Origin of the sequence: Mesorhizobium sp. M0938, from assembly GCF_040319125.1 — a bacterium.
GTDB classification, from domain to species: domain Bacteria; phylum Pseudomonadota; class Alphaproteobacteria; order Rhizobiales; family Rhizobiaceae; genus Mesorhizobium; species Mesorhizobium robiniae.
This window is the reverse complement of record NZ_JAMYNS010000014.1, coordinates 134,627-149,461: the sequence shown is the minus strand read 5'-3', so window position 1 is coordinate 149,461 and position 14,835 is coordinate 134,627. Positions and strand designations below refer to the sequence as shown.

Sequence of the window (14,835 nt, the reverse complement as noted above, 5' to 3'; positions counted from 1 at the left end):
TGAACCCAGGCGCCGCTGGCGGGGCTCCAGCATGCCTGCGGCGAAATATGATGGTTCTTGGCGTCGAGAACAAGACCGTAACCGAGCGTAATGCTTCGTGAAGTCGCGGAAATCCAGTTTTTCGGCTTTCAAAGCCTCAACATTACGCAGAATTAATCAAAAACCGGCCTCGCCCAGCCTTGCAGATCAGAGCCAGCCTTGCAGATCAGAGATTGCGCAGCACCGGCGCTGCCTTGTGGCCCAGGACCCGCCAGGTGCCGGCGAGGCCAATGCCGACCGTGACCACCAGCGCAAAGACGATGGTTGCCACCGCCACATCGGGCATGAAATGCGATGGCAGCGTCATGACGCGGGCGACAACGAACCATGCCGCTATCCCGCCTGCCGCCAGCGCGAAGATCGCGGTTGCAAGGCCGATCAGCATATATTCCAGCGAAAAGGCCGCGATCAGCGTTTTCCTGGTGGCGCCCAGCGTCTTCAGCACCACTGCGTCATGGATGCGGGCCCGGTTGCCGGCGGCCAGCGCGCCGGCCAGCACCAGCACCGAGGCGATCAGCGCCACGCCGGCCGCGGCCCTGATCGCGGTGCCGAGTTGCGCCACCAGCCGGTTGACGATGTCGAGCGCGTCCTTGACCCTGACTGTCGTCACCGCGGGAAAGGCACGGGTGACGGCATTGAGAAGCCGGGCATCGTCGGCCGCCGACGCGCCCTTCTCGGTCAGCGTCGCCAGCCAGCTATGCGGCGCGCCGGCAAATGTGTTGGGCGAGAACACCATGACGAAGTTGATGCCCATCGTCTCCCACTCGACCTGGCGGAAATTGGCGATCTTCGCCGTTACGTTACGGCCAAGCACGTTGACGGTGACGGTGTCGCCGAGCTTCAGTCCGATCTCTTTGCCTTCCTCGGCCGAAAACGACACCAGCGGCTCGCCGGCATAATTGTCGGGCCACCACGTGCCTTCGGTCAGCGTCGCATTCGCGGGAATTCTGGCCTCGTAGGTCAACCCGCGATCGCCGCGCAGCACCCAGGCCCCTTCCGCCGGGACCTTGACCTTGTCGACGTCGACGCCGTTCAGCGCCATCACCCGGCCGCGCAGCATCGGCACCTTGACCAGCGTACCCTGCGGCGCTTGCCTGACGACCAGCGCCGAGAACGCGTCGACATCGCTGCTCTGGATATCGACGAAGAAGAAGTTCGGCGCCCGTTCCGGCAGGCTGCCGGAAATCTGCCGCCTGAGATTGCCGTCGATTAGCGCCAGCGTCACCAGAAGCGTCAGCCCCAGTCCCAGCGACAGCACCACCGACGGTGTCAAGGCGCCAGGCCGATGGATGTTGCCGATGGCGAGCCTGAATACCGTCGAACCGACGCGCGGGCTCTTTCTGGCGGCCCACTGCACCAGCACGCCGACGAAGCGCAGCACCAGGAAGGCAAAAATGGTGGCGCCGACGAAGATCGAGGCGATGCGGCGGTCGCCGGAAAACAGAATGGCCAGCGCCGCCAGGAGCAGCGTGATGCCGAGCGCCGCCGCGAGGTAGAGCGGGCGTGGAAAACCGCGACCCTCAAAACCCATTTCGCGAAACAGCGCCGTCGCCGGCACGTCGCGCGCACGGCCGAGCGGCAGCAAGGCGAAAGCCAGCGTCACCAGCAGGCCGAACAGCGCCGCCATGCCGAGCGCGCCGGGATAGAACCCGCCTTCGGCCGGCACCGGAATGACCGACTGGAGTGCCGCGCTCGCTGCGAACGGCATCAGTGCGCCAAGCACGAGGCCGAGCGCGATGCCGAGGGCGGCGATCATCAGGATCTGCACCATATAAACGGCAAAGACGAAACCGCCCGAAGCGCCCAGGCTCTTGAAAGTGGCGATGACGCCGCGCTTGCCATCGAGATAGGCGCGCACCGCATTGGCCACGCCGACGCCGCCGACCACCAGCGCCGTCAGCCCGACCAGCGTCAGGAACTGCGAGAACCGTTCGATATTGGAGGATAACGCCGGCGCCGCATTGCTGCGCGTGCGGATCGACCAGCCAGACTGCGGAAACTCCTCTGCGGCCTGCTCCTGAATGGTTTTTATCCGCGCTTCGCCGGTGCCGCCGGGCAAGCGGACCTTGTAGGCGTTCTCGACCAGGCTGCCGGGCTGGATCAGGCCAGAAGCGGCAAGCCCGTCCGTCGAGATCATCAGCCGTGGCGCAAAGCCGAAGCCGTCCGATACCGCGTCCGGCTCGCTGACGAGCCTGGCGCGCAGTTCGAATGTGGCGCTGCCAAGCTTCAGCCGGTCGCCGATCCCAAGGTTCAGCCGCTCGAACAGAAGGTCGGGTGCGGCGGCGCCGAAAACACCGGATTTTTCGCCGAACAAGTCCTGCTTCGACAGCGCTGGCTCGGTCTCCAGCGCGCCATAGAGCGGATAGGCTCCGTCGACTGCCTTAGCCTCGACCAGCGCCTGGTCGGAACCGTCCTCGAGCCGCGCCATCGAGCGCATGTTGGCGCTGTGCGAGACCGTGCCCAGGCCGTTGACAAAGACGTGCTCGGCTTGCGTCGCGGCGCGCTGGTTGAGCTGGAAACGAAGATCGCCGCCGAGCAGCGACTGGCCTTCGTTGGCGACACCGGCGGTAATCGCCCAGGCCACCGAATTGACGCCGCCGATCGCCGCGACGCCAAGCGCGATGCAGGCAAGGAAGATCAGGAAGCCGGACAGCCCGCCGCGCATTTCGCGTAGCGAAAAGCGGAAGGCGAGCGAAAGCGTGCGCGACAGCGGCATCAGGCCGGCACCTTACCAGGCTTTGCGGCTGGTTCTGGCGCGTCCTCGATCCGGCCCGACCGCATCGACACCTGCCGGGAGCAGCGGGCGGCGAGCACCGGATCATGAGTGACCAGCACCAGCGTCATGCCACGCTCGGCCGCCTTGGCGAACAGAAGATCAGCGACCTGCCGCCCCGTCGTCTGGTCGAGATTGCCGGTCGGCTCGTCGGCGATCAGGATGCGAGGAGAAGGCGCCAGTGCCCGGGCGATCGCCACACGCTGCTGTTCGCCGCCGGACAATTCACCGGGATAGTGGGTGACGCGGTCGCGCAAACCCACCGCCTCCAGCTCCCGCGCCGCCACGCCGAACGGATCGACATGGCCGGCAAGTTCCAGCGGCACTGCGACATTTTCAAGCGCCGTCATATTGGGAATGAGGTGAAAGGACTGGAAGACGATGCCAATGTTTCGCCCACGAAACGATGCGATCTGGTCTTCGCTCTTGCCGTTCAGCAACTGGCCGGCAATTCGTACCGTACCCGAATCGACCCTTTCCAGGCCAGCTAAAACCATCAATAGCGTCGACTTTCCCGAACCCGACGGTCCGACGATGCCAGTCGCCTCTCCATCGGTCACATCGAGGCTGACGCCTTTCAGCACATGGACGGAAGACGCTCCTTCGCCGAGCGTCAGCGATACGTCTTTCAGCGCGATGACGGCTTCTGTCAAAATAAAATCGTCCTATATGGGAAAGGGGAGGCCAGAATTCCGCCTGCCGCCAACACACTGTTCTCGGTCATATGGGGCCTGCCGCATGCCTTTCAAACACACTCTTGCCGCAGCCTTCATCCTTTTTCTCGGAATTTGCGGCGCCATTTCGTCGGCGCGCGCCGAACCCGTGGAGATCGTCGGCTTCGGCGACAGCCTGATGGCGGGCTTTGGTCTCGGACCGGACGAAGGCTTTACCCAAAAACTCGCGGCGGCACTTCGTGCCAAAGGCCATGATGTGACGGTCGCCAATGCCGGTGTCTCCGGCGATACGTCGAGTGGCGGCCTGTCGCGGCTCGACTGGTCGGTGCCGGACGGCACCCAGCTTGTCATCCTCGAGCTCGGCGCCAACGACATGCTGCGCGGCGTTTCTCCCGATATCACCCAAAAGAATCTGGACGCCATGCTGGCGAAGCTGAAGCAGCGCAAGATTGCCGTGCTGCTGGCCGGCATGCGTGCCGCACCCAATCTCGGCGCCGACTACCAGAACGGCTTTGACGCGATCTTTCCGAAGCTGGCGGCAAAATACGGCGTTCCGCTCTATCCGTTCTTTCTCGACGGCGTCGCCGGCGAGCCGGCTTTGCAACTCGAGGACGGCCTGCACCCGAATGCCAAGGGCGTCGACCGCATGGTCGAACGCATACTGCCGGATGTCGAAAAAGCCATTGCCCTGGTTCAGGACAGCTCTTGAGGGACGATATCTCGATGGGTCATGCCTTCCCGGGGAAGATTTTAGGCGGGCCTGCGACCAACAAACCACTTGCCCCGCTCGATCATCGATGATTCGCTAGGGACAAGAGTTCGATTCGAGGACAGGAGGCTTGCCATGCCGCGTCTTTTCACCGCCCTCGAAATACCGCGTGATGCCGCCCTTTCGCTGTCCCTGCTCCGGGGCGGCCTGCCCGGGGCCCGCTGGATCGACGTCGAAAACTATCACATGACGCTGCGCTTCATCGGCGATGTCGAGGGCCATGTCGCCGACGAGATCGCCAACGCGCTCGACCGTGTCCACCGCCCGTCCTTCCCGCTGACGCTGTCCGGCGTCGGCGCCTTCGGCCAGAAGAAACCGCATGCGGTGTGGGCCGGCGTCTCCGCCTCGCCCGATCTTTCGGCCCTGCAGGCCGAGATCGAACGTATCTGCCAGCGGCTTGGCATCCCCGCCGATCCGCGCAAGTTCATGCCGCATGTAACGCTGGCGCGCCTACGCAATTCGAGCCCGCTCGACGTCGCCCAATATCTGTCGGCGCGCGGCAATTTTTCGACGCTGCCCTTCCGCGTCGGCCGCTTCGTCCTGATGTCGTCGCGCGATTCGGTCGGCGGCGGACCCTATATCGTCGAGGAGGCCTGGCCGCTGTCGGGCGTCGATGCCCGCGCTTCGAGTCGCGTCGCCAGCGCCTCCGACGCTTCGCGGATCATGCGGTAGACCGAGGCAAACGCTTCCGGCCCCTCGCGATAAGGGTCCGGCACGTCGCTCACCCTTCCCTGCGCGAACTCCAGAAACAGATGGACACGGTCGCGCATGGCGGCAGGCACCAGCGCTTTCAGGTCCCGGAGATTCGATCGGTCCATGGCGAGAATGAGGTCGAAACGCGAAAAATCGTCCGGCGTCAGCTTGCGCGCCCTCTGCGTGGAAATATCGATGCCGTGCCGCTCTGCGATCGACACCGAGCGCGGGTCGGGTGCCGAGCCGGCTTCCCAGTCGCTTGTTCCGGCCGAATCGAGCAGGATCTCCCGATCGGGACCGCGCTCCGCCAGGACAGTGCGCAACACGCCCTCCGCCAAAGGCGAGCGGCAGATATTGCCAAGACAGACGAAAAGAATGGATTTTATCGGCTTTGCGCTCATCGATCCGGCATTATGCTGAAGACTGCGAACTCCAGATAGCACGGGAAACGAACATGGCGAGAGAGAAACTAAGCCGGGACACCGTCGCCGAGGCGCTGGCCGGCCTCGATGGCTGGTCGCTGGCCAGGGATGGCGGCTCGATCGCACGTACCTTCACCTTCGAGAACTTCTCCGAAGCCTTCGCCTTCATGACCCGCGTCGCCCTGGCGGCAGAGAAGATGGATCATCATCCGGACTGGTCGAATGTCTACAAGACCGTGAACGTGACGCTCAATACCCATGATGCCGGCGGCCTGACCGCGCTCGATTTCGAACTGGCCAGGAAGATGGACCGCTATTTCGATTAGCGATTGGAGATCTGTCGACGCCGTAGCCCTTGCCAGCTATTTCAGGCCAGCATCACCTGAACCGCGGGTTAGCACGGCAAAGACCAATCCGATTTTCAGTCCGGAGAACGGCCGAGCTCTTGTAGTGGACTGGCGCTTTTACCACATTTGCCGCTGGCAGGCGCGCGTGTAACGACATGCGCAGGCTCGTTAGGAGACACTGATGGCGCAAAAATCCGGTTTTGATTTCTTCGGCTTTGGCGGCAAGCCAAGCGACGAGAGCGAAGTGCGCGCGAAATTTTGGCACACGGCCAAGAGGGCTGCTCGGCAGATCCCGTTCATGGAAGAGCTGGTCGCCGCCTATTACTGCGCCATGGACAAGAACACGCCGCTGCGCGCCAAGGGCATCCTGGTGGCCGCGCTCGGTTACTTCGTGCTGCCGACGGACGTCATCCCCGACTTCGTCTTCGGACTGGGCTTTACCGACGACATCGCCGTGCTGACCGCTGCAATCACCACCGTCAAAGCCCACATCACCCCCGCGCACAGGCTCGCCGCCAGGCAGGCGATTTCCGACAACAGCTGAGCCGGCGATAAGGCAGAAAAGTCAAACTCTTGCCGCTTTCGTGCCCTTCAAGTCGCGAGAGGGACGTTTGCAACTGCCGCTTTTCGAGCGACGGGCGCAAGGGTGGCGGCGGTTTCCTGGGGTGGATGTCCTTTTCCCAAGGGAAGTTCACCGTTTGGTAACCCAGATTAAATCAAAATGAAGCGACGGGCAGGACGCCGAGCCGGCCTGCTTCCGCACCATTTGGAATACGGGAAAAGCGATGCGCGGATTGATTGCTACGATTTCGAGCCTGGCACTGGTGGCCATGACAGCGCCGGCACTGGCGCAGTCGGCGACCAAGATCGGCCAGCACAATGCCTGGGGCACCTACAGTTACCAGGCTTCGGGCGGCAAGGTCTGCTATGTGTTGACCGTGCCGACCGACAAGCAGCCGCCGACGCTTGACCATGGTGACATGTTCTTCTTCGTCAGCCAGCGGCCGGGACAGCAAGTATCTTACGAGCCGCAATTCATCGCCGGCTACAATTTCCAGGAAAACTCCAAGGCCACCGTCACCATCGACGGCAAGAGCTTTTCCATGTTCACCCGCGGTAAGTCTGCCTGGGTCGAGAACGCCGCCGAGGAGCCGGTGCTGATCGCCGCGATGAAATCCGGTAGCGACATGAAGGTGCAAGCGAAGTCCGGCCGCGGCAACACCACCACCTATGTCTTTTCGCTGAAAGGCATTTCGGCGGCGCTGTCGTCTATCGCCAGGTGCAAATAGGCGAAGCGGAGTTTGAGTAAGGGCCGGGCCGCAAGCCCGGCTTTTTTGCTTTTGAAGCGCCGCCGGCCGGCACATTGCGGCGAGCCCTACCCCGCCGCCGCCCATGACTCCGCCATCAACCTGTGCTATGCGCCGCGCTTCATTTCAGGCACGATGCTGTAATCGGCTGCAAATCGCTTATATTGGCGCAACAATGACCCTTTCATTCGATCTTACCACTGACGGCGCCCGTGACGCGTTGCGCGCCCGCGCCACGCTGGCCGAAAAACCGTCGCTGATCGGCCTGACCCGGGCCGAACTCAGCGCTGCCCTCATTGCATCAGGCATCGTGCCGGAGCGCCAGGCCAAGATGCGCGCCCAGCAGCTCTGGCACTGGATGTATGTGCGCGGCGTCTCCGACTTCGCCGGCATGTTCAACATCTCCAAGGATCTGCGGGCCGAACTCGACAAGCATTTCACCGTTGGCAGGCCCGAGATTGTCGAGGAGCAGATTTCCTCCGACGGCACCCGAAAATGGCTGTTTCGCTTCCCACCGCGCGGCGCCGGCCGGCCGGTCGAGATCGAGACCGTCTACATTCCCGAAGAGGGCCGCGGCACGCTTTGCATCTCATCGCAGGTCGGCTGCACGCTGACCTGCTCCTTCTGCCACACCGGCACACAGAAGCTGGTGCGCAACCTGACGGCGGAGGAAATCCTGGCGCAATTGCTCACCGCCCGTGACCGGCTCGGCGATTTCCCCGACCGCGACACGCCGGACGGCGCCATCGTGCCGGCCGAAGGCCGCAAAGTGTCCAACATCGTCATGATGGGCATGGGCGAGCCGCTCTACAATTTCGAGGCGGTGAAGAAGGCGCTGCTGATCGCTTCGGACGGTGACGGGCTGTCGCTGTCGAAGCGTCGCATCACGCTGTCGACCTCCGGCGTCGTGCCGGAGATCTTCCGCACCGGCGAGGAGATCGGCGTCATGCTGGCGATCTCGCTGCATGCCACCAATGACGATCTGCGCGACCTTTTGGTGCCGATCAACAAGAAGTATCCGTTGAAAGAGCTGATCGCCGCCTGCCGCGCCTATCCCGGCCTGTCGAACGCCCGCCGGATCACCTTCGAATATGTGATGCTGAAGGACGTCAACGATTCGATCGAGGACGCCAAGGGGCTGATCAAGCTGCTCAAGGGCATTCCGGCCAAGATCAACCTGATCCCGTTCAACCCATGGCCGGGCACCAACTATCAGTGCTCGGACTGGGAGACGATCGAGAAATTCGCCGACTACATCAACAATGCCGGCTACGCCTCGCCGATCCGCACGCCGCGCGGCCGCGACATCCTCGCCGCCTGCGGCCAGCTCAAATCGGAATCCGAGCGCATGCGCAAGGTCGACCGGCTTGCGCTGGAAGCGATGATGATCGCGGGGCATGGCGAGGCGTGAACCGCCTTATCGCTTACCTCATCCGCTTTGCCGTCATCCTGATCGGCTATGGCGTCGCCTCGCTGGCGGCAAGCGCCTTCCTCAACATCATGTTCCTGGCGTCTCTTGGGCTGATGACCGACGAGACGCAACCGGCGGCGCAGGCCTCGCTGTGGTTTTCCGTCCCCTTCGTTGCTTTGTTCGTCGCCTATTTCGCCTTTATGCCGGCGACCATCGCCATCCTCGTTTCCGAGATCCTCGGACGGCGCGACTGGCTGTTCTATGCACTGGCGGGTGCGGCGGTCGCCGCTGTTTTCCTCGGTTTCGTCCGCCAGACGGGCGACGCCAATTTCGAGGTCACCAACACCAGCGTCATGCTGGCGGTGATCGGCTGCGGCATGGTCGGCGGCATTTTCTACTGGCTGAGCGCTGGGCGCTCGGCCGGAAGCTGGCGTCAGATCGGCGCATGACCCCGAACCGAAGGTTCGCGTCCGCGAAAAATCGAAAATCGATTTTCGCTGGAGATCATGCGCAAAATGAAAGTACTACAGCGTCTTTGCGCGTCCAAGAGGACGCGCGGCGCTGTAGAGCCCTACTTCGCCTGGGCGGTCAGGATCTTGAGCGCGAAGGCCGAGAACACTCCGGCGAACAGATAGTCGACGACGCGCGTCACCCGCGGGCTGGTCTTCATCGCCGCTGAGAATTTTTCTGCTGCAAACACCATCGGCGCCGTCACCGGTATCGACAGCACAACGAACATCGCGCCGAGGAAGAACAGTTTTCCGGGCGCGTTCGGATCATGCGCGGAGACGAATTGCGGCAGGAAGGTCATGAAGAACAAGATGATCTTCGGGTTGAGCAGATTGACGCCGAGCCCGGCCGCCCAGCTGCGAAACAACGAAATCTGTGGGCCGCTTTTCTTCTCCGGCGAAAACGCCGACCCCTTGGTGATTGCCTGCCACGCCAAGAAGACGAGATAGCCGGCGCCGAACAGCTTGAGCACGAGGAAGGCCATCGGCGAGGCGACGATCAGCGCCGAGATGCCGACCACCACCAGCGTCGTGTGGATCAGCGTGCCGCACAGCGCGCCGGCCATCGAGGCAAAACCGGCGGCGCGCCCTTGGCTCAGCGTGCGCGAGACGAACAATGTCATGTCAGGCCCCGGCGTGATCGCCAGGATGAAGGTGGCGATGGCGAACTGGATCAGCGTGGTGGTATCGGGAATGAAGGACATGGTCGGCCCCTGGATAAGGAGTTGAAGCCTATAGCGCAGGTGCCAAGCCGGCGCCAGCTTATGGCCGGCGCACCCGCCGGGAAGATCGGCAGCTATACCCGAAGACCTGAACACCGTTCGTCCCTTGCGCTAGCCGGAACCGGCGTGATACCTCGCCCGCGAAGAACCCCGTCGCGGAACCGCCCAAAATGTCAAAAGCAAAAGCCGTCCAGAAAGTCGTGCTCGCCTATTCCGGCGGCCTCGACACCTCCATCATCCTGAAATGGCTGCAGACCGAGCTCGGCGCCGAGGTCGTCACCTTCACCGCCGACCTCGGCCAGGGCGGCGAGTTGGAGCCGGCGCGGCGCAAGGCCGAGATGATGGGCATCAAGGACATCCGCATCGTGGATGTGCGCGAGGAGTTCGTTTCCGACTTCGTCTTCCCGATGTTTCGCGCCAACGCCGTCTATGAAGGCACCTACTTGCTCGGCACCTCGATCGCGCGGCCGCTGATCTCGAAGCACCTCGTCGAGATCGCCAAAGAGACCGGCGCCGATGCGATTGCCCATGGCGCCACCGGCAAGGGCAACGACCAGGTTCGTTTCGAGCTTTCGGCCTATGCGCTGAACCCCGATATCAAGGTCATCGCGCCATGGCGCGACTGGTCGTTCAAGTCGCGCACCGACCTGATCAACTTCGCCGAGCAGCACCAGATACCGGTGCCGAAGGACAAGAAGGGTGAGGCGCCGTTCTCGGTCGATGCCAATCTCCTGCATTCTTCCTCGGAAGGCAAAGTGCTGGAGGACCCGTGGAACGAGCCGCCGGAATTCGTCCACCAGCGCACCGTCTCGCCGATGGACGCGCCTGATAAGGTCACCGAGATCGAAATCGAATTCCTCAAAGGCGATCCGATCGCGCTCGATGGCAAGAAGCTGTCACCAGCGACGATGCTGGCTGCGCTCAACGATCTCGGCCGTGACAATGGCATCGGCCGGCTCGACCTCGTCGAGAACCGTTTCGTCGGCATGAAATCGCGCGGCGTCTACGAGACCCCCGGCGGCACTATCCTTCTATCAGCCCACCGGGCGATCGAATCGATCACGCTCGACCGTGGCGCCGCCCACCTCAAGGACGAGTTCATGCCGCGCTATGCCGAGCTGATCTACAACGGCTTCTGGTTCGCGCCCGAACGCCTGATGCTGCAGGCGATGATCGACAAGAGCCAGGAGGATGTCGAAGGCACGGTGCGGCTGAAGCTTTACAAGGGCAATGTCATCGTCACCGGCCGCAAGTCGAAGAAGACGCTCTATTCCGACGCGCTGGTCACCTTCGAGGACGACCGTGGCGCCTACGACCAGAAGGACGCCGAAGGCTTCATCCGCCTCAACGCGCTGAGGCTGAGGACGCTGGCGGCGCGTAGTCGAAAAAGCTAGTCAGTCTCTGCGCAGAGGGATTTGGCTCTTTGGCTGAGCCTCAAAGGGACTGTGGACGGTCGTTGCGGCCAGCCTGTAGCCGGAAGGCACATCTTCAGCTCAACAGTGCCTGAGGAATACGCGAGGAACCCATGCGAAAACTGATCTCCACCGGCTCGCCGTTCGAGAAGGCTGCCGGTTATTCGCGCGCCGTGGTGCAGGGCGACTGGTGTTTCGTTTCCGGAACGACCGGCTATGACTATGCGACCATGTCGATGCCGGAGACGGTCGAGGCGCAGACGCACAATTGCCTTGCGACGATCGCCAAGGCGCTGCAGGACGGCGGCTTCGAGATGGCCGATGTGGTGCGGGCGCATTACTACATCACCGACGCGGCTTTTGTGGACATCGTCTTTCCAATCCTCGGTGAAGCGTTTGGCGACATCAGGCCGGCAGCGACGATGATCGTCTGCCAGCTAAACAAGCCGGAAATGAAGATCGAGATCGAAGTGACGGCGCTCAAACGCACGGCCTGAGCGCGGCAGAAGCTAGCGCGATATCGACGAAGGATCCGCTAAAGACGCCCTGAACCAAACGCTTGCGCGCCAGCCGCTTGGCGTTTAGCAAGGCCACGGCTTACGATAGCGCCGCGCGTCCTTTTTGGACGCGCAAAGGACGCTGTAGAATTTTGGTTCTGCGCATGATCCTTTCCGAAATCGATTCCGATTTCGGGGTCATGCGCCATAGTTAGGATGGTTCTGATGGCTTCGAAAAATCTTCTCCTGCTCGCCGGCGACGGCATCGGCCCCGAGGCCATGGCCGAGGTGAAGAAGCTGATCGCGGCCATGAACGACAAGCTCGGCAGCGGTTTCGTCACCGATGAGGGGCTCGTCGGCGGCTGCGCCTATGACGCACATGGCGCAGCGATTTCCGATGCCGATATGGCCAAGGCGATGGCCGCCGACGCGGTGCTGTTCGGCGCCGTCGGCGGGCCGAAATGGGATGCGGTGCCTTATGAAGTGCGCCCGGAGGCGGGACTGCTACGGCTGCGCAAGGATATGGAGCTGTTCGCCAATCTCAGGCCGGCCATCTGCTATCCGGCGCTGGCGGCATCCTCCTCGCTCAAGCAGGACGTGGTCGAGGGGCTCGACATCCTGATCGTGCGCGAACTCACCGGCGGCGTCTATTTCGGCGAGCCCAAGCAGATCATCGATCTTGGCAACGGCCAGAAACGCGGCATCGACACGCAGGTCTACGACACGTTCGAGATCGAGCGCATTTCGGGCGTCGCCTTCGAATTGGCGCGGACACGCAAGAACCACGTTACCTCGATGGAAAAGCGCAATGTGATGAAATCCGGCGTGTTGTGGAACGAGGTCGTCACCCAGACCCACAAGGCCAAATACGCAGACGTCAAGCTCGATCACATGCTGGCCGACGCCGGCGGCATGCAGTTGGTGCGCTGGCCCAAGCAGTTCGACGTCATCGTCACCGACAATCTGTTCGGCGACATGCTGTCCGACATCGCCGCCATGCTGACCGGCTCGATCGGCATGCTGCCGTCGGCATCGCTCGGCGCGCCGGATGCCAAGACCAAGAAGCGCAAGGCACTCTACGAGCCGGTGCACGGCTCGGCGCCCGACATATCAGGCAAGGGCATCGCCAACCCGATCGCCATGATCGCCTCCTTCGCCATGTGCCTGCGCTATTCCTTCGGCATGGTGGCGGAAGCCGACCGCCTGGAAAGCGCGATCGCCGCCGTGCTAGACGACGGCCTTCGCACCAGGGATATCTTGTCCGAGGGCATGACCGAGGTCGGCACCACTCAGATGGGCGATGCGATCATCGCCAAGTTCCTGGGCTGAGCCTGTGGCGGTCGGCGTCCGCTGGGCGACGACCGAAGAAGCGACAGCGCTTGCCGTCATGCTGTGCGACATGGCGGTGCATTACCGGCAGCCGCCGCTCGAAGCGGACCGGGCTCTGTCAGCCGCGCAGAAATGGCTTGGCCAGGAAAGCCCGGCCTATCCGCATTTCGCGCTCGCCTTCGCCGAGGGCGAGGTTTGCGGACTGGCCTCGGTTGCCATAGCGCATCCCGGCATCGATCTTGAGCGGCTGCTGTTTCTCAAGGACCTGTTCGTGCGCGAGAATGCCCGCAACGCGGGTATCGGTCGGGCGCTAATCGGCTTTCTCGCCGGCCGTTGCCTGCGTGAAGGCATCGGTCGCATCGACCTGACCACCGAGGACTGGAACGAAGGTGCGCTGCGCTTCTATGACGGGCTGGGTGCCGAGCGGCACGGCCAGAAGATCTTTCTCAGGCTGTCGGGCGAGGCGCTGAAGCGACCGCGATTAAATCCTGACACCCGCCGGCACCGGCCCCCAAGGGTTTTCGCCGACCTTGGATGGGATAAGGCCAAGGGCCAACACACCCAGCGTGTTGAAGCCGGGAACGAAGTACAGCAAAACGAACCAGCCGCTCAAGCCGATGTCGTGCAGGCGTCGTACCATGAGGGCAAACCACGGCAGGACAGTCAGAAGCAGGAACACGAAGGCTGGCGCATAACCCAAAGCTCCAACGTCGCCTCCGATAGCTGTGATCGCTGCATCGATGAGAAGGCCGAACGCAACAAGCGCGAAGAACACGATCAGCGTGAACAGAAGAAAGCCCCAAAATTCCTTGCGGCGGGCGCGGCCGGTGAAGCTGACATGTCTCACTTTGAATGCGCGCCAGAAATACGTCCATAATCCGGTGGTGGATTGGGCAGGTTCAACGCCACGGGGAATGAGGCTGCTGGATTCGGCGGCGCTTGGCCCTCCTGCAATGACGGCGCGCGCAGTCCCATCGTCCGGCTGAAACTCGACGGGCGCGCCTCTGACCAACACCACGCCGGGACTCAGATCCTCATGCCCGACGATGTAACGCTTGCCGTCGACTCCATTGATGTATCCAAAACCCTGATCCTGGTCATAATGATAAACCGTGCCGCGCATTGCCTTGCCCCCAAATACTGTGCCGCTTGGCTACTACCAAAAGTTGTAAATCATTGCAAGATACACGTTTTAGGCTAGACGTCTGCCAGCGCCGGGCCCCACTGGTTTTCACGGGCCTGAGACGGGATCAGCGCGAAGACCAGGACGATCAGCCCGCCGATGGTCGGGATAAACACCACCAGAAAAAGCCAGCCGGTCAAGCCGATGTCATGCAGACGCCGCACGTTCAGTCCGATCCATGGCGGGATTGTCGCCAGCACAAACACGCCGCAAAGGCTGATCGTCACTGCCGGCAACTCGTCCATATTGCCCATGGAGTCGTCGATGAGGAGGCCAATGCCGACGACCACTATCAACGCGATCGTCCAGAACAGGAGATAACCCCAATATTCCTTGCGGCGGGCACGGCCGGCGAAGTTGAAGTAATTTTCAGTCAGGCCCCGCCAGAAGTAGCTCCACAGGCTGGTGGCGGGACCATTTTCAGCGAAACGGCCGAAACGTTGCGGCGCCCAGGGCGCTTCGCCGGCCTGAGATGGGGCGGCAGGCGAACTGGCAGTTTGGATCGAAAAAACGTCGCGTGCCCGTCCGCCAGCTGGCTGGAATTCGATGGCCGTGCCCCTGACCATCGACGCCTCTCGGCGCAGATCCTCGCGCGCGAACGTATAGCGGTTGCCGTCTGCTCCGGTGATGAAACCGAAACCCTGGTCCTCGTCATAGTGAAGAACTTCGCCGCGCATGCCCTGCCCCCCATTCGCGTCCCGCCAGACTGTTCAAAGTTCCGGTAGATCGCAAGGGGTGTGCGCGGAAC

At 62.5% G+C, this 14,835-nt stretch carries 16 protein-coding genes and 1 pseudogene; 11 read left to right on the top strand and 6 right to left on the bottom strand.

Features of this window, described 5'->3' with window-relative positions; all coding sequences use genetic code 11:
- Positions 1-205 precede the first annotated feature (205 nt).
- Both NKH73_RS23425 and NKH73_RS23420 read right to left on the bottom strand, forming a co-directional pair.
- On the bottom strand, positions 206-2,755 hold the full coding sequence (locus NKH73_RS23425) for an ABC transporter permease (protein WP_352936700.1): 2,550 nt from the start codon (positions 2,753-2,755) through the stop codon (positions 206-208).
- Complete coding sequence (locus NKH73_RS23420) at positions 2,755-3,465, bottom strand: ABC transporter ATP-binding protein (RefSeq protein WP_352936698.1); 711 nt, start codon at positions 3,463-3,465, stop codon at positions 2,755-2,757. The genes NKH73_RS23425 and NKH73_RS23420 overlap by 1 nt, the downstream gene beginning before the upstream one ends.
- 85 nt (positions 3,466-3,550) lie before the next feature.
- On the opposite strand from NKH73_RS23420, the gene NKH73_RS23415 reads away from it, so the two are divergent.
- Together NKH73_RS23415 and thpR are read left to right on the top strand one after the other, a co-directional pair.
- Complete coding sequence (locus NKH73_RS23415) at positions 3,551-4,195, top strand: arylesterase (RefSeq protein WP_352936696.1); 645 nt, start codon at positions 3,551-3,553, stop codon at positions 4,193-4,195.
- A 135-nt stretch (positions 4,196-4,330) separates the two neighbouring features.
- Positions 4,331-4,927: an RNA 2',3'-cyclic phosphodiesterase gene (thpR, locus tag NKH73_RS23410; RefSeq protein ID WP_352936694.1), complete on the top strand. Its 597-nt coding sequence runs from the start codon at positions 4,331-4,333 to the stop codon at positions 4,925-4,927.
- On the opposite strand, the gene NKH73_RS23405 is transcribed toward thpR, so the two are convergent.
- A complete protein-coding gene (locus NKH73_RS23405) occupies positions 4,831-5,349 on the bottom strand; it encodes a low molecular weight protein-tyrosine-phosphatase (RefSeq protein WP_352936692.1) in 519 nt (172 codons plus the stop codon). The two genes, thpR and NKH73_RS23405, sit on opposite strands and share 97 nt — an antisense overlap.
- A 53-nt stretch (positions 5,350-5,402) precedes the next feature.
- Here NKH73_RS23405 and NKH73_RS23400 point away from each other — a divergent pair, with 53 nt between their 5' ends.
- The 5 genes from NKH73_RS23400 (at position 5,403) to NKH73_RS23380 (ending at position 8,884) form a co-directional block, all read left to right on the top strand.
- Positions 5,403-5,696, top strand: a complete 294-nt coding sequence (locus tag NKH73_RS23400; RefSeq protein ID WP_352936690.1) for a 4a-hydroxytetrahydrobiopterin dehydratase — start codon at positions 5,403-5,405, stop codon at positions 5,694-5,696.
- Positions 5,697-5,898: 202 nt separating this feature from the next.
- The gene (locus tag NKH73_RS23395) at positions 5,899-6,261 is read left to right on the top strand and encodes a YkvA family protein (protein ID WP_352936688.1); all 363 of its coding nucleotides are present in this window, start codon (positions 5,899-5,901) and stop codon (positions 6,259-6,261) included.
- A 241-nt stretch (positions 6,262-6,502) separates the two neighbouring features.
- Positions 6,503-7,006 carry an invasion associated locus B family protein gene (locus NKH73_RS23390; RefSeq protein ID WP_077381026.1) on the top strand — a complete coding sequence of 168 codons (504 nt, stop codon included), beginning with the start codon at positions 6,503-6,505 and terminating at the stop codon, positions 7,004-7,006.
- Positions 7,007-7,199: 193 nt separating this feature from the next.
- Positions 7,200-8,435 (top strand): dual-specificity RNA methyltransferase RlmN, encoded by a 1,236-nt coding sequence (rlmN, locus tag NKH73_RS23385; protein WP_352936685.1) that lies wholly within the window; start codon positions 7,200-7,202, stop codon positions 8,433-8,435.
- Positions 8,432-8,884: a hypothetical protein gene (locus NKH73_RS23380; protein WP_352936683.1), complete on the top strand. Its 453-nt coding sequence runs from the start codon at positions 8,432-8,434 to the stop codon at positions 8,882-8,884. The genes rlmN and NKH73_RS23380 overlap by 4 nt, the downstream gene beginning before the upstream one ends.
- A gap of 122 nt (positions 8,885-9,006) precedes the next feature.
- On the opposite strand, the gene NKH73_RS23375 is transcribed toward NKH73_RS23380, so the two are convergent.
- Positions 9,007-9,648 (bottom strand): LysE family translocator, encoded by a 642-nt coding sequence (locus NKH73_RS23375; RefSeq protein ID WP_352936681.1) that lies wholly within the window; start codon positions 9,646-9,648, stop codon positions 9,007-9,009.
- Between the two features lie 188 nt (positions 9,649-9,836).
- Here NKH73_RS23375 and NKH73_RS23370 point away from each other — a divergent pair, with 188 nt between their 5' ends.
- The 4 genes and pseudogenes from NKH73_RS23370 to NKH73_RS23355 all read left to right on the top strand — a co-directional run.
- Complete coding sequence (locus NKH73_RS23370) at positions 9,837-11,060, top strand: argininosuccinate synthase (protein ID WP_352936679.1); 1,224 nt, start codon at positions 9,837-9,839, stop codon at positions 11,058-11,060.
- Positions 11,061-11,191: 131 nt separating this feature from the next.
- Entirely contained in the window at positions 11,192-11,575 is a 384-nt protein-coding gene (locus NKH73_RS23365; protein ID WP_352936677.1) for a RidA family protein, read from the top strand.
- Between the two features lie 225 nt (positions 11,576-11,800).
- The gene (gene leuB / locus NKH73_RS23360; protein ID WP_352936676.1) at positions 11,801-12,904 is read left to right on the top strand and encodes a 3-isopropylmalate dehydrogenase; all 1,104 of its coding nucleotides are present in this window, start codon (positions 11,801-11,803) and stop codon (positions 12,902-12,904) included.
- Positions 12,876-13,310 (top strand): annotated as a pseudogene (locus NKH73_RS23355) (GNAT family N-acetyltransferase); the annotation flags it as partial. The gene leuB and the pseudogene NKH73_RS23355, both read left to right, overlap by 29 nt.
- Before the next feature lie 75 nt (positions 13,311-13,385).
- Here NKH73_RS23355 and NKH73_RS23350 read toward each other — a convergent pair.
- Both NKH73_RS23350 and NKH73_RS23345 read right to left on the bottom strand, forming a co-directional pair.
- Positions 13,386-14,027 (bottom strand): DUF805 domain-containing protein, encoded by a 642-nt coding sequence (locus tag NKH73_RS23350; RefSeq protein ID WP_352936772.1) that lies wholly within the window; start codon positions 14,025-14,027, stop codon positions 13,386-13,388.
- Positions 14,028-14,101: 74 nt separating this feature from the next.
- Positions 14,102-14,764 carry a DUF805 domain-containing protein gene (locus NKH73_RS23345; RefSeq protein WP_352936674.1) on the bottom strand — a complete coding sequence of 221 codons (663 nt, stop codon included), beginning with the start codon at positions 14,762-14,764 and terminating at the stop codon, positions 14,102-14,104.
- Between the last annotated feature and the right edge of the window lie 71 nt (positions 14,765-14,835).

Excerpts from the sequence above, each read along its gene's own strand:
- NKH73_RS23425 (WP_352936700.1), bottom strand. The coding sequence starts at position 2,755 with ATGCCGCTGTCGCGCACGCTTTCGCTCGCCTTCCGCTTTTCGCTACGC.
- NKH73_RS23415 (WP_352936696.1), top strand. The coding sequence starts at position 3,551 with ATGCCTTTCAAACACACTCTTGCCGCAGCCTTCATCCTTTTTCTCGGA.
- thpR (WP_352936694.1), top strand. The coding sequence starts at position 4,331 with ATGCCGCGTCTTTTCACCGCCCTCGAAATACCGCGTGATGCCGCCCTT.
- NKH73_RS23405 (WP_352936692.1), bottom strand. The coding sequence starts at position 5,349 with ATGAGCGCAAAGCCGATAAAATCCATTCTTTTCGTCTGTCTTGGCAAT.
- NKH73_RS23400 (WP_352936690.1), top strand. The coding sequence starts at position 5,403 with ATGGCGAGAGAGAAACTAAGCCGGGACACCGTCGCCGAGGCGCTGGCC.
- NKH73_RS23395 (WP_352936688.1), top strand. The coding sequence starts at position 5,899 with ATGGCGCAAAAATCCGGTTTTGATTTCTTCGGCTTTGGCGGCAAGCCA.
- NKH73_RS23390 (WP_077381026.1), top strand. The coding sequence starts at position 6,503 with ATGCGCGGATTGATTGCTACGATTTCGAGCCTGGCACTGGTGGCCATG.
- rlmN (WP_352936685.1), top strand. The coding sequence starts at position 7,200 with ATGACCCTTTCATTCGATCTTACCACTGACGGCGCCCGTGACGCGTTG.
- NKH73_RS23375 (WP_352936681.1), bottom strand. The coding sequence starts at position 9,648 with ATGTCCTTCATTCCCGATACCACCACGCTGATCCAGTTCGCCATCGCC.
- NKH73_RS23370 (WP_352936679.1), top strand. The coding sequence starts at position 9,837 with ATGTCAAAAGCAAAAGCCGTCCAGAAAGTCGTGCTCGCCTATTCCGGC.
- NKH73_RS23365 (WP_352936677.1), top strand. The coding sequence starts at position 11,192 with ATGCGAAAACTGATCTCCACCGGCTCGCCGTTCGAGAAGGCTGCCGGT.
- leuB (WP_352936676.1), top strand. The coding sequence starts at position 11,801 with ATGGCTTCGAAAAATCTTCTCCTGCTCGCCGGCGACGGCATCGGCCCC.
- NKH73_RS23350 (WP_352936772.1), bottom strand. The coding sequence starts at position 14,027 with ATGCGCGGCACGGTTTATCATTATGACCAGGATCAGGGTTTTGGATAC.
- NKH73_RS23345 (WP_352936674.1), bottom strand. The coding sequence starts at position 14,764 with ATGCGCGGCGAAGTTCTTCACTATGACGAGGACCAGGGTTTCGGTTTC.